This window comes from Armatimonadota bacterium (genome assembly GCA_031081675.1).
GTDB classification, from domain to species: Bacteria; Sysuimicrobiota; Sysuimicrobiia; order Sysuimicrobiales; family Kaftiobacteriaceae; genus Calidihabitans; species Calidihabitans tengchongensis.
This window is the reverse complement of record JAVHLZ010000040.1, coordinates 1-11,420: the sequence shown is the minus strand read 5'-3', so window position 1 is coordinate 11,420 and position 11,420 is coordinate 1. Positions and strand designations below refer to the sequence as shown.

The 11,420-nt window shown below is 73.9% G+C and carries 14 protein-coding genes; 12 read left to right on the top strand and 2 right to left on the bottom strand.

Annotated elements, in window-relative coordinates; genetic code table 11:
• Positions 1 to 176 precede the first annotated feature (176 nt).
• Entirely contained in the window at positions 177 to 800 is a 624-nt protein-coding gene (locus tag RB150_11100; GenBank protein ID MDQ7821081.1) for a PilZ domain-containing protein, read from the top strand.
• Positions 801 to 836: 36 nt separating this feature from the next.
• On the opposite strand, the gene hpt is transcribed toward RB150_11100, so the two are convergent.
• Positions 837 to 1,391, bottom strand: a complete 555-nt coding sequence (gene hpt, locus RB150_11095) for a hypoxanthine phosphoribosyltransferase (protein MDQ7821080.1) — start codon at positions 1,389 to 1,391, stop codon at positions 837 to 839.
• Positions 1,391 to 1,765, bottom strand: a complete 375-nt coding sequence (locus RB150_11090; GenBank protein MDQ7821079.1) for a hypothetical protein — start codon at positions 1,763 to 1,765, stop codon at positions 1,391 to 1,393. The genes hpt and RB150_11090 overlap by 1 nt, the downstream gene beginning before the upstream one ends.
• A 167-nt stretch (positions 1,766 to 1,932) precedes the next feature.
• On the opposite strand from RB150_11090, the gene RB150_11085 reads away from it, so the two are divergent.
• The 11 genes from RB150_11085 to RB150_11035 all read left to right on the top strand — a co-directional run.
• Positions 1,933 to 3,099, top strand: coding sequence for a HEAT repeat domain-containing protein (locus RB150_11085; GenBank protein MDQ7821078.1), 1,167 nt, complete (start codon positions 1,933 to 1,935; stop codon positions 3,097 to 3,099).
• A 12-nt stretch (positions 3,100 to 3,111) separates the two neighbouring features.
• Complete coding sequence (locus tag RB150_11080; protein ID MDQ7821077.1) at positions 3,112 to 3,675, top strand: macro domain-containing protein; 564 nt, start codon at positions 3,112 to 3,114, stop codon at positions 3,673 to 3,675.
• Positions 3,672 to 4,007: a divalent-cation tolerance protein CutA gene (gene cutA, locus RB150_11075; GenBank protein MDQ7821076.1), complete on the top strand. Its 336-nt coding sequence runs from the start codon at positions 3,672 to 3,674 to the stop codon at positions 4,005 to 4,007. Before RB150_11080 ends, cutA begins: the two co-directional genes overlap by 4 nt.
• On the top strand, positions 4,004 to 4,723 hold the full coding sequence (locus tag RB150_11070; protein ID MDQ7821075.1) for a DUF72 domain-containing protein: 720 nt from the start codon (positions 4,004 to 4,006) through the stop codon (positions 4,721 to 4,723). The genes cutA and RB150_11070 overlap by 4 nt, the downstream gene beginning before the upstream one ends.
• Before the next feature lie 7 nt (positions 4,724 to 4,730).
• Positions 4,731 to 5,504 (top strand): 5'/3'-nucleotidase SurE, encoded by a 774-nt coding sequence (surE, locus tag RB150_11065; GenBank protein MDQ7821074.1) that lies wholly within the window; start codon positions 4,731 to 4,733, stop codon positions 5,502 to 5,504.
• 96 nt (positions 5,505 to 5,600) lie between these two features.
• Positions 5,601 to 6,287: a cell division ATP-binding protein FtsE gene (gene ftsE, locus RB150_11060; GenBank protein MDQ7821073.1), complete on the top strand. Its 687-nt coding sequence runs from the start codon at positions 5,601 to 5,603 to the stop codon at positions 6,285 to 6,287.
• A gap of 2 nt (positions 6,288 to 6,289) precedes the next feature.
• Positions 6,290 to 7,255 carry a permease-like cell division protein FtsX gene (gene ftsX / locus RB150_11055; GenBank protein MDQ7821072.1) on the top strand — a complete coding sequence of 322 codons (966 nt, stop codon included), beginning with the start codon at positions 6,290 to 6,292 and terminating at the stop codon, positions 7,253 to 7,255.
• The gene (locus RB150_11050; protein ID MDQ7821071.1) at positions 7,252 to 8,385 is read left to right on the top strand and encodes a peptidoglycan DD-metalloendopeptidase family protein; all 1,134 of its coding nucleotides are present in this window, start codon (positions 7,252 to 7,254) and stop codon (positions 8,383 to 8,385) included. The genes ftsX and RB150_11050 overlap by 4 nt, the downstream gene beginning before the upstream one ends.
• Positions 8,386 to 8,489: 104 nt before the next feature.
• Complete coding sequence (locus RB150_11045; GenBank protein ID MDQ7821070.1) at positions 8,490 to 9,944, top strand: S41 family peptidase; 1,455 nt, start codon at positions 8,490 to 8,492, stop codon at positions 9,942 to 9,944.
• A gap of 4 nt (positions 9,945 to 9,948) precedes the next feature.
• On the top strand, positions 9,949 to 11,058 hold the full coding sequence (locus tag RB150_11040; protein MDQ7821069.1) for a divergent polysaccharide deacetylase family protein: 1,110 nt from the start codon (positions 9,949 to 9,951) through the stop codon (positions 11,056 to 11,058).
• 76 nt (positions 11,059 to 11,134) lie between these two features.
• Positions 11,135 to 11,420, top strand: a 286-nt coding sequence (locus RB150_11035) for a Glu/Leu/Phe/Val dehydrogenase dimerization domain-containing protein (GenBank protein ID MDQ7821068.1), incomplete at its 3' end; no start/stop codon positions are given.

Here is an 11,420-nt window from a genome sequence, read left to right as displayed (position 1 = left end):
AATCCTCTTCCGGGCGGTCAACGAAACCGCGCGCGCCGCCATCGGAGGCGTCTAGCGATTCCACCTCCGGGGCAGGCAGAACACGGAAGCGTCGCCTGCCGTGTGTCCCCCCGACCGGCCTGCACCGTCATCGCGCCTACGCGGCGTGTGGCTGCGGGGAGGGAGAGCGGATCGGCATGCAGCAGCTGAAGGTCGGCGAACGGGTCCTGGTGGAGGTGGTGTCCACCGGGGAGTCCTACCCGGGAGAGGTGCAGGCCCTGAACGGCCCGACGGTCCGCCTGGCGGCCGCCATGCGGGCAGGGGAAACGCCGCTGCCCGGCACGCCGGTGCGGGTGATCTTCGTCCGCAAGGACGGGCTGTACGAGGACCGGGGCACCGTGGCCGCGGCGGACGCCGCGGCCGAGCCCGGCCTGTCCATCCGCCTGGCCGGCGAGCCCGCCCGGACCCAGCGGCGGGACTACGTCCGCCAGGACGCCAGCCTCAACGCCGACCTTCTGGCGGGGGACCGGTCCTACCGGGCCGTGACCAAGGACGTGAGCGGGGGCGGGGTGAGCCTGCTGTTCACCGACCTGCCGCCCCTGGGGGAGGACGACGAGTTCGACGTCGTCCTCAACGTCCCCGACGGCCGCGACCCCATCCGGGCCCGCTGCCGGGCCAAGTACGTGCGGGAGGTCCTCCGGGGCTCCCGCTGGCTGGTGGGCAGCCAGTTCACCGCCATCGCCGACGACGACCGCCAGCGGCTGGTGCGCTTCGTCTTCCGCCTGGAACTGGCCCAGCGCCGGCCGCTGGCGCGCAAGTAGCCTCCCCGGTCTTTCCCGCCGGTCTCCGGCGGTGTATTATCGAGGTGCCGCCACAACCTCCGGCTTGAGAACCCCGATGAAGGGGAGGTTGCGGTACAGCTGGCGGTAGTCGAGGCCGTAGCCCACCACGAACTCGTCGGGTACCTCGAATCCCCGGTACCGGATCGGCAGGGTGTCGACGATCCGGCGGGCCGCCTTGTCCAGCAGGGTGCAGATGTGCAGGCTGGCCGGGTCCCGGGCCCGGAGGGTGCGCAGGAGGTAGTCGGCGGTCAGGCCGGTGTCGATGATGTCCTCGACGAGGATCACGTGGCGGGCGGTGATCTGCTCGTCCAGGTCCTTGATGAGGCGGACCGCACCGCTGGTGGCCTGCTGGTCGCCGTAGGACGTGATGGCCATGAAGTCGATGACGATGGGGATGGTGATGGCCCGCGTCAGGTCGGCCATGAAGTACAGGGCGCCCTTGAGCACGCTGACCAGGATCGGGGTGGTACCGGCGTAGTCCCGGGAGATCTCGGCGCCGAGCTGGCGCACCCGTTCCTGCAGCTGGGCCTCGGGAATCAGGACCCGGGCGATGTCGTCGGCGAGGGCCATCAGGACGATCGGGCCGCGGGGCGGGACAGCCCGTACTTGAACAGCAGATTGCGGTAGTCTCGGCCGTAGAAGATCTTCACCCGGATGTGGGGGTACAGCTCCCGCAGCCGGCGCAGCTTGCGGTTCTTCCGGGTGACCAGGCTCTGCTTGAGGGTGGTCAGCTCGATATACAGGTCCAGGTCGGGGAGGTAGAAATCGGGGTTGAAACTCTCCACCACCCGTCCCTGGTCGTCCCACCGGAGGGGGAAGCTCCGGGGCTCGTACTCCCACCGGATGCCGTAGAAATCCAGGAGGCGGGCGAACTCGGCTTCGCTTTCGTGGGCGAAACGGGGGCGTGATGTCGCGGCGTCGCTCGTCTGTATGCGCTGCGTCACCGGAGGGGTTTCACCTCCGCCCGTGGCCGGCGGCGGGCCTGCTCGCGCCACGAGCACCCGCTGCAGGGCCGGTTTTTGGGACCAGTATACCGGCGCTCCGCGGGCGATGCAAGCAGAGGAGTCTTCCCCCGGCCGGGAGAAGGTTACTCAGATAAAAGGAGGCCGTCGTGGCCGATCCTACCCCCATCCAGGATGCCGAACTGGCCCGGCTGCTGGCGCAACTGCGCAGTCACGACGTGACCGTCCGCAGTGACGCCGCCCTCCAGCTGGGCAAGCTGGGCGACGAGCGGGCGGCGCAGGCCCTGATCGAGGCGCTGGCCGACCCCGACGAGTACGTCCGCAAGAGCGCCGTCACCGCCCTGCGGCGCATCGGGGGGCCCCTGGCGATGGAGGGGCTGCGCCGGGCGCTGGCCGACCGCTCCGAACAGGTGGTCCTGCAGGCGGTGAACGGCCTGCGGGACATGCGGGACCGCGAGGCGGTGGAGCCGCTGATCCGGGTGCTGACCCGGCGGGAGCGCTCCCTGCAGCTGGCGGCGGCCGACGCCCTGGTGCGGATCGGGGCCGATGCCGTTCTCCCCCTGATGGACGCCTTCCGGGACCGCGCCCTGCGCCGGCGGATCGGCAACCAGATCTGGAAGATCCTGGTGGACATGGGCACCCGGGCGATCGACCCGCTGCTGACCCTGCTGCGGGACGAGAACCAGTACGTCCGCGTCACGGCCATCACGGTCCTGGGGCGCATCGCGGACAAGCGGGTGGTGGCGCCCCTGATCCACCTGTTCCTGGACGACCCCGGCATGCAGGAGGCGGTGGTGACGACCCTGGCGCGCCTGGAGGAGCGGCGGGTGCTGGAGCCCGCGGCCGCCCAGCCGGCGGACCGGGAAGTCCTGCTGCCCCCCGAGGTGGTGGAGGCCTTCGCCACGCGGCCGCGGGAGCAGGTGGTGGCCGTGCTGGAGGAGGCGCTGCGCGCCTCCAGCCCCAAGGTGCGGCGGTTCGCCCTGAAGGCCACCTACGCGCTGCTGGGCGACGCCGCCCTGGACCGGCTGGTGGAGGCGCTCCAGGACGAGGACATCGACGTCAAGCGTCTGGCCATCCGCCTGATGGCCAAGATCCGCAACAAGCGGGTCATCGACCCGCTGGTGCAGCTGATCCTGCACGACGGCGAACAGGTGGAAGAGGCGGCCTGGAACACCCTGAAGGTGCTCACCGACCTGCGGGAGTACGAGGAGCTGCGCGCCCGGGTCGCCAAGGAACGGTCGGGGGCGCGGCCCGCCGTGCGCAAGTACACCCGCACCAAGGACGTGTCGCCGGACTGGTGGCGCGAGCAGGACTAGCGGGAACCGCCGATGGAACGCACCGTCGGCCGCACGGTCCTCCGGGTTCTGCGGGGGGACATCACCCGGGTGGCAGTGGACGCCGTCGTCAACGCCGCCAACACCCGGCTGTGGATGGGCGGCGGGGTGGCGGGGGCGATCAAGCGGGCGGGCGGGGCGGAGATCGAGCGGGAGGCGGTCGCCCGGGGCCCCATCGGACTGGGGGAGGCGGTGGCCACCGGCGCGGGGCGCCTGCCGTGCCGGCACGTGATCCATGCCGCCACCATGGGGCCCGACCTGGTCACCAGCGGAGACATCATCCGGCGGGCCACCCGCAGCAGCCTGGAGGTGGCCGACCGGCTCCGGGTGGCGTCGGTGGCCTTTCCGGCCCTGGGGACCGGCGTGGGCGGATTCCCCATGGACGAGGCGGCCCGCCTGATGGTCTCCGAGGTCGTCGCCTACCTCCAGGCCGTCTCCACGGGGCTGCGGGAGATCGTGTTCGTGGTCACCACCGACGACGCGCGGCGCGCCTTCGAGGCGGCCCTGCGGCAGATCCCCGGGCCGCCGGCGGCCGGGGACTCCGGGAGATCCCGATGACCGAGCACGTGGTGGTCCTGGTCACCGTGGGCGATCCCGCGGAAGCCCGGCGGATCGCCCGGGCCCTGGTCGAGGAGCGGCTGGCCGCCTGCGTCAACCTGATCCCCGGCCTCGCGTCCACCTACTGGTGGCAGGGACGCGTCGAGGAGGCCGGCGAGGTGCTGCTGGTGTGCAAAACGCGCCGGGACCGGGTGGAGGCCCTGGAACAGCGGGTGCGGGCGCTGCACTCCTACACCGTTCCCGAGGTGATCGCCCTGCCGGTGGTGGCCGGTCACCCCGCCTACCTGGAGTGGGTCGACGACTCCCTGCGCCCCGGGTCCGCCTCCCCGTGATCAAGGTCGGCTGCTGCGGGTTCCCCCGCTCGTTCGCCCTGTACGTCCGGACCTTCCGCCTGGTGGAAATCCAGCAGACGTTCTACCGCCTGCCGCGGCTGTCCACCGTCCAGCGGTGGCGGGAGCGCGCGCCGGCGGGCTTCGAGTTCACCATGAAGGCCTGGCAGCTGATCACCCACCCGCCCACCAGCCCCACCTACCGCCGGCTGGGCCGGCCGATCCCCGCCCGCGCGGCGGAGCGCTACGGCGGGTTCCGCGCCTCCCGGGAGGTGCGGCAGGCGTGGGAGGCCACCCGGGAGGTGGCCCGCGCCCTGGGCGCCACCGTGGTGGTGTTCCAGTGTCCCGCCAGCTTCACCCCCACGGCGCAGAACATCGCCCGGATGCGAGCGTTCTTCTCCGCCATCGACCGCGGCGGCCTGCGCCTGGGCTGGGAGCCCCGGGGCGCGTGGGACCCGGCGGTGGTGGCCCGGCTGTGCGCGGAGCTGGACCTGATCCACTGCACGGATCCGTTCGTCCTGCGGCCGGCCCCGGGCCCGATCCGCTATTTCCGCCTTCACGGCCGGACCGGCTACCGCTACCGGTATACCGACGAGGATCTGGAGCAGCTGCGGCGATGGTGCGCCGCCCGGCGGGTGACGTTTTACGTGCTGTTCAACAACGTGACCATGTGGGACGACGCCCGCCGGTTCGCCTCCCTGGTGGCGGGCCGGTCGTAGCAGAACCATGCGCGTGCTCATCACCAACGACGACGGCATCGCCTCGCCGGGGCTGCGGGCGCTGGTGGAGGCCTTCGAGCCGGTGGCGGAGGCCTATGTGGTGGCTCCCGACCGGGAGCGCAGCGCCACCGGCCACGCCATCACCCTGCACAAACCGCTGCGGGCCCACCCCGTGGTCCTGCCCGGCTCCACAGTGCGGGCGTGGGCCACCAACGGGACCCCCGCCGACTGCGTCGCCCTGGGGATGCTGGGCCTGCTGCCGGCGCGCCCCGAGATCGTCTTCTCGGGCATCAACGTAGGCCCCAACGTGGCCCGGGACCTCACCTATTCGGGGACCGTGTCGGGGGCCATGGAAGGGGCCATCTTCGGCGTACCCGCCGTCGCCATCTCGGTGGCAGGATTCCGCGACCCCCTCTTCACTGCGGCCGCCGCGTTTGCGGTGGCGCTGGCGCGGCTCATCCTCCTCCACGGGTTGCCCGAGGACGTCCTGCTCAACGTGAACGTCCCCAACCTCCCCCCCGAGCGCATCGCCGGCGTGGCCATCACCCGCCAGAGCCGGCGGCGCTACCTCAGCCGCCTGGACCGCCGGCTGGACCCCCGGGGCCGGACCTACTACTGGCTGACGGGCGAACCCGCCGACCAGGAGGACGAGGAGGGCACGGACACCTGGGCGCTGGCCCGCGGGCAGATCTCGGTGACCCCCATCAGCCTGGACATGACCGACGACCGGACCGCCGCCGCCCTGCGCCGGTGGAACCTGACCTGGCCGCTCCCGTCCTGACGCCGGCGGCAAGGATTTCCCGCTCCGAAGTCGAATACCGCCCCCTGACGTCGCTCGCGCCGTCGCGGTCGTCGCGCCTTGTCGTCGGAGCAGCGCATGGTCCAGTTCGAGGACGTCACCAAGATCTTCCCCGCCGGCATCGTCGCCCTCCGGAGCGTGTCCTTCCGCATTGATCCGGGGGAGTTCGTCTTCCTGGTGGGGCCCACCGGGACGGGCAAGTCCACCCTCCTGCGGCTGATCTACCGCGATGAGATTCCCACCACCGGCCGGGTGTGCGTCCTGGGGCGGGATGTGGGACGCCTGCGGGGCGGGGGGGTGGCCCTGCTGCGGCGGCGCCTGGGAGTGGTGTTTCAGGACTTCAAGTTGCTGCCCCGCCGCACCGCCTGGGAAAACGTGGCGTTTGTCCTGCGGGTGACCGGCGTGCCCCCCGACGAGGTCCGCCCGCGGGCCCTCCGGGCCCTGGACCTGGTGGGTGTGGCCCACCGGGCCGAAGCCTACCCGGCGGAACTGTCGGGCGGAGAGCAGCAGCGGGTGAGCATCGCCCGCGCCATCGCCGGCGACCCTCCGCTGCTGCTGGCCGACGAGCCCACCGGCAACCTGGACCCCCGGACCTCGTGGGAGATCATCCGCCTGCTGGCGGAGATCAACGCCCGCGGGACCACGGTGCTGGTGGCCACCCACAACAAGGCCATCGTGGACGCCTGCCGCCAGCGGGTGATCGAGCTGGCGGGAGGCCGCGTGGTGCGCGACCAGCCCCGGGGGCGGTACGCCCGGGAGGCGTAGGCGTGGTCCGCCACCAGCGCCGGCACGGACGCCCGGCCCATCCGGCCGGGCCCCGCCGCGCCGCCGTGGGCCGCCGGGTGCGCCTGCTGGCGTGGCAGGCCCGGTATGTCGCCGCCGAGGCGGCCGCCGGCTTCCGCCGCAACGGCCTCATGACGGCGGCCGCGGTCACCACCATCGGCGTGGCCCTGCTGGCGGCCGGGGCGGGCGTGCTGGCGGCGGCCAATCTGTCCCACCTGGCGGAGGTCCTGGAGGCCCAGGTGCAGGTGGTGGCCTACCTCCAGGACGGCCTGGACGGCGACCGGATCGCGCGGGCGCGGGAGGCGGTGGCGGCGCTTTCGGGCGTGGCGCGCGTCCGGTTTGTCTCCCGGGACGAGGCCCTGCGCGCCCTGCGCCAGCGCCTGGGCGACTCGCCGGCGTTTGACGATCTGCGCGAGCACAACCCTCTGCCGGACTCGCTGGAGGTGGCGGTCACCGACCCGCGGCAGATCCGCCGGGTGGCGGCCGCGGTGGCGGCGGTTCCCGGCGTGGCCGAGGTGACCTACGGCGCCCGGGTCACCGACCGGCTGCTGGCCCTGACGGCGGCGGTGCGGATCGGGGCGGCGGCGGCCACGGCCTGCCTGGCCGCGGTGGCGGCGGTGGTGGTGGCCAACACCATCCGGATGACCGTGCTGGCCCGGCGCCAGGAGCTGGACATCATGCTCCTGGTGGGCGCCAGCCGGTGGGCCGTCCAGTGGCCGCTGCTGCTGGAGGGGATGCTCCAGGGCGCCGCGGCGGCTGCGGCGGCGGCGCTGGTGCTGCTGGGCGTCTACGCCGTGGTGGCCTCCCGCCTGGCCGCGGCGCTGCCGTTCTTGCCCGTGGTTCCGCCGTCCCGCGTCGCCGCCCTGGTGGCCGGGGCGGTGGCCGGCGCGGGAGTGGGGGTGGGGGCGGTGGGGAGCGTGATCGCCGTGCGGAGGTTCGTGTCCTCGTGAGGGCGCCCGCCGTCCTGGCCCTGGTGGCGGTCCTCCTCGCGCCCCCCGAGGCCGGCGCCGCCCCCGCGCCGGCGTCTCCCCTGCCGCCCGCCCGGCGGCTGGACCAGGTCCTGGCCCGCCTGCGGGAGCACCGCCAGCGCCTGCACGTGGCGCGGGCCCGGGAGCGGCGGCTTCTGCGCGAGCTGGAGGGCATCGACCGCACCCGGGAGCAGGCCGAGATCCGGCTGCGGGACCTGGCCCGCGAACAGCAGGAGACCGAGCAGAGGCTGCGCAAGACGGCGGCGGATCTGGCGGCCACCGAGCGGCGGCTGCGGGACCGCCGCGCCCGTCTGGGGGAGCGGCTCCGGGACATCTACACCTACGGGCGCTCGGGATACGCCGACGTCCTGCTGGGCGCCGACGACTTTGTGGGGTTCATCACCCGGTGGCGCCTGGTGACGGCGGTGGTCCGGGCGGACACCGCCGCCCTGGAGGAGTACGCGGCCGACGCGCGCCGCCACCGGGAGCTGATCCAGGCCCTGGAGCGCGACCGGGTGGTCCTGCGGGCCCTGGCCGCGCAGGCGGCGGCCCGCCGGGATGAGCTGGCGGCCCAGGAGCGGGCCAAGCGCACGCTGCTGGACCGCGTCCAGACCGAGCGGGCCGCCTACGAGCAGGTCGTCCGCGAGCTGGAGCAGGCGTCCCGGGAACTGGAGGCCCTGATCCGGCGGGCGCAGCAGCCGGCGCGGGCCCGGGTGGCCGAGGCCCGGGTGCCGTTTGCGTTTGCCTGGCCGGCGCGGGGCGTCTTCACGTCGTGGTTCGGCGTGCGCCGCCACCCGCTGTTCGGGATCCGGCACCTGCACCGGGGCGTGGACATCGCCGCCCCGCACGGCGCGCCGGTCCTGGCGGCCGCGCCGGGGCGGGTGATCTACGCCGGGTGGTTTGGCGGGTACGGCAAGATCGTGATCGTGGACCACGGCGGCGGCGTCTCCACCCTGTACGGCCACCTCTCGACCATCCTGGTGCGGCCCCCCGACCCGGTCCGCCGCGGCCAGCCCATCGGCCGCGTGGGCAGCACCGGGTATTCCACAGGACCTCACGTGCACTTCGAGATCCGCATCGACGGGGTCCCGGTGGATCCCGACCGCCTGTGAGCGCCTCCCCCCTGACGGCCGGAGGTCCCCCGGCGTCCCGCCCTCCGGCTTTTTGGGTAGAATAAGTGGGACTCGGTCTGGACGGGCGGGTGCCGACGGGAGCGATGGCGACGATCCGGCAGCGCGCTCTGGTGGTCGGCCTTCTGGTGGCCGCGGTGGTGGCCGCCGCGGCCGCCTGGACCCGGCTGGGGGTGGGAGGCCAGGCGGATCCCGCCGCCGCGGGCGAGGCCCTGCTGGCCGCGGTGGCGCGGGAGGTCCACGCCCGCTATATCGACCGCACCGTGGACGACGCCCGGCTGTACGCCGGAGCCGAGAAGGCCGTGCTGGAAGCGGTGGGGCCGGCCTGCGCCCGGCGCGTCCACCCTCCCGACGCCACGCCGGTGGGGCGCCAGCGGGTGGCGGCCCTGGTGCGGGACATCCCCCGTCGCTGCGCGCCCGCCCCGGACCTCACCCAGGTGTACTTCGCCGCCGCCCGGGGGATGCTGGAGGCGCTGGGAGATCCCTATACCCGCTTTCTGGACCCGCGGGCCTACCAGGAGTTCAAGCAGGACGCCCAGGGATTCTTCTTCGGCATCGGGATCTTCATCGACATCAAGGACGGCCACCTGATCGTGGTGCAGCCCATTCCGGGGACGCCGGCGGCCCGGGCGGGGCTGCGGGCCGGCGACCGGATCGAGGCCATCGACGGCGTTCCCACGGAGGGGATGGCGCTGCAGGAGGCGGTGGTCCGCATCCGCGGCCCCCAGGGGACGGCGGTGCGCCTGGCGGTGCGGCGCGGGGAGCGCCGGTTCGAGGTGACCATCGTCCGCGACCGCATCGAGATCGTCGCCGCCGAAGGGCCCGACCAGCTGGACGACGCCACCCGGGCGCGGCTGCGGCAGCTGGACATCGGCTACATCCGCCTGGTGACGTTCAACGAGAACACCGAGGCGGCGTTCGCCCGCCTGCTGCGCCAGGTGCAGTCCGACGGCGCCCGCGGGCTGCTGCTGGACCTGCGCAACAACGGCGGCGGCCTGCTGGACATCTCGCTGCAGGTGGCCGACCACTTCGTCCCGGCCGGCCAGCCCCTGGTGCACACCGTGGACCGCAGCGGCCGCCAGCAGACCGAGCGCGCCTCGCGCCGGGCCAAGGTGCGGATCCCGGTGGTGGTCCTGGTCAACGAGTTCACCGCCAGCGCGTCGGAGATCGTCTCGGGGGCCCTGCAGGACCACCGCATCGCTCCCCTGGTGGGCGTCACCACCTTCGGCAAGGGCGTGATCCAGACTGTGGTGGACCTCCCCCTGGGCTCGGGGGCCGCCATCACCACCGCCAAGTACCTGACCCCCGCCGGGCGGGATATCCACGGCCGCGGCCTGACGCCCGACGTGCGGGCCGGCGAGACCGAGGAGGCCCTGCGCCAGAGGATGCGGGGCCAGAGCGAGAACGCGATCGAGCAGGCCCTGCAGGCGATGCAGGCCGAACAGCTCCGGCAGGCGGTGGACGTCCTGCGCCGGCGGCTGCAGCGCAGCGGGCGGCCTCCCGCCGTTCCCGCCTCGGGAGCGGCAGCCCGCGCGGCCTGACCCGGTGGCGTCCTCCCGCCGCACCCGCCGTCCCCTCCGCCGCCCCTTCGCCCTGGCGGCCGCGGTCGCCCTGGGCCTGGCGGCGGGCGTGGCGCTGGCGCTGCGCGAGGCCGGTCGGCCTCCGGGGACGCCTCCGCCGCCCGCGGACGTGGTGGTGGACGCTTCTGCCGTGGACCGGGCCGTTGCCGGCGCGCTGCGGCGGATCGGATCCCCGGTGTCGTCGGATGTCCGGCCGGACTCCGCCTGGGTGGAGGGCCGCCGGCTGCGCTGGACCACCCGCATCGTGACCCTGCGGACTCCCCTGGGGGCTCGCCAGGTGGCGGCCCGCCTGTCGCCCGAGGCCCGGTCGGCGGGGGCGGTGGTGCGGGTCGAGGGCTCCAGCGTCCGGGTCGCCGTGCTGCGGGCGGGACGGGAGGTCACCACCCACCGCATCCAGGTGCAGGCTCCGCCGGCGGCGGGCCGGGTGGCCATCATCTTCGACGACGCGGGAGGCAGCCTGGAGCAGCTGGAGCCGGTGCTGGCCCTGGGCCGGCCCGCGACGGTGGCGGTGCTGCCGGGCCTGCGGTACTCGGCGGAGGTGGCCCGGCGGGCCGCCGCCGCCGGACTGGAGGTCCTGCTCCACCAGCCGGTGGAGCCCGAAGACCCCGCGCGCGCCCTCGGACCCGGGGGAGTGCGGGTGGAGATGAGCGACGAGGAGATCACCCGCACGGTGGCCGCGAATCTGGCCCAGGTGCCCGGCGCGGTGGGGATCAACAACCACATGGGGTCCCGGGGCACCGCCGATCCCCGCGTGATGCGCGCCATCCTCGCGGTGGCCCGGTCCCGCGGGCTGTTCTTCGTGGACAGCGTGACGTCCCCCCGTTCGGTGGCCGCCCGTGTGGCACAGGAGATGGGGGTGCCCGCCGCGTCCCGGGCGGTGTTCCTCGACACCGACGACGACCCCGACGCCATCCGCGCGCAGCTGCGCCGGCTGATCTCCATGGCCCGCGCCCGGGGGGAGGCGGTGGCCATCGGCCACGTGACCCGGCCGACCGCACGGGTGCTGCAACAGATGCTGCCCGAGTTCGACAGGGAGGGGATCGTCCTCGTCCCGGTCTCCGCCCTGGTGCGCTGACCGCCCGTCCGCGCAGGACCCGCCGCCCCCCGCGGGGAACCCCTCTGCCTGGCGGCACACGGGGGAGGGACGCACCATGGCAGCGCAGGCGACGGTGATCACCCCGCGGGAAGATCCCTGGCAGATGGCCCTGCGCCAGTTCAACCAGGCGGCGGACCACCTGCCCCTCAAGCGGGGTATCCGGGAGTTCCTCGCCTACCCCAAGCGGGAGCTGACCGTGAACTTCCCGGTGAAGATGGACGACGGGTCGGTGCGGATCTTCACCGGCTACCGGGTGCACCACAGCACGGTCCTGGGGCCCACCAAGGGCGGCATCCGCTACCATCCCGACGTGACCCTCAACGAGGTCCGGGCCCTGGCCA

What these genes read in the sequence shown, in the direction of transcription:
- RB150_11100 (MDQ7821081.1), top strand. Translation starts at nt 177, where the DNA reads ATGCAGCAGCTGAAGGTCGGCGAACGGGTCCTGGTGGAGGTGGTGTCC.
- hpt (MDQ7821080.1), bottom strand. Translation starts at nt 1,391, where the DNA reads ATGGCCCTCGCCGACGACATCGCCCGGGTCCTGATTCCCGAGGCCCAG.
- RB150_11080 (MDQ7821077.1), top strand. Translation starts at nt 3,112, where the DNA reads ATGGAACGCACCGTCGGCCGCACGGTCCTCCGGGTTCTGCGGGGGGAC.
- cutA (MDQ7821076.1), top strand. Translation starts at nt 3,672, where the DNA reads ATGACCGAGCACGTGGTGGTCCTGGTCACCGTGGGCGATCCCGCGGAA.
- surE (MDQ7821074.1), top strand. Translation starts at nt 4,731, where the DNA reads ATGCGCGTGCTCATCACCAACGACGACGGCATCGCCTCGCCGGGGCTG.
- ftsE (MDQ7821073.1), top strand. Translation starts at nt 5,601, where the DNA reads ATGGTCCAGTTCGAGGACGTCACCAAGATCTTCCCCGCCGGCATCGTC.
- RB150_11045 (MDQ7821070.1), top strand. Translation starts at nt 8,490, where the DNA reads ATGGCGACGATCCGGCAGCGCGCTCTGGTGGTCGGCCTTCTGGTGGCC.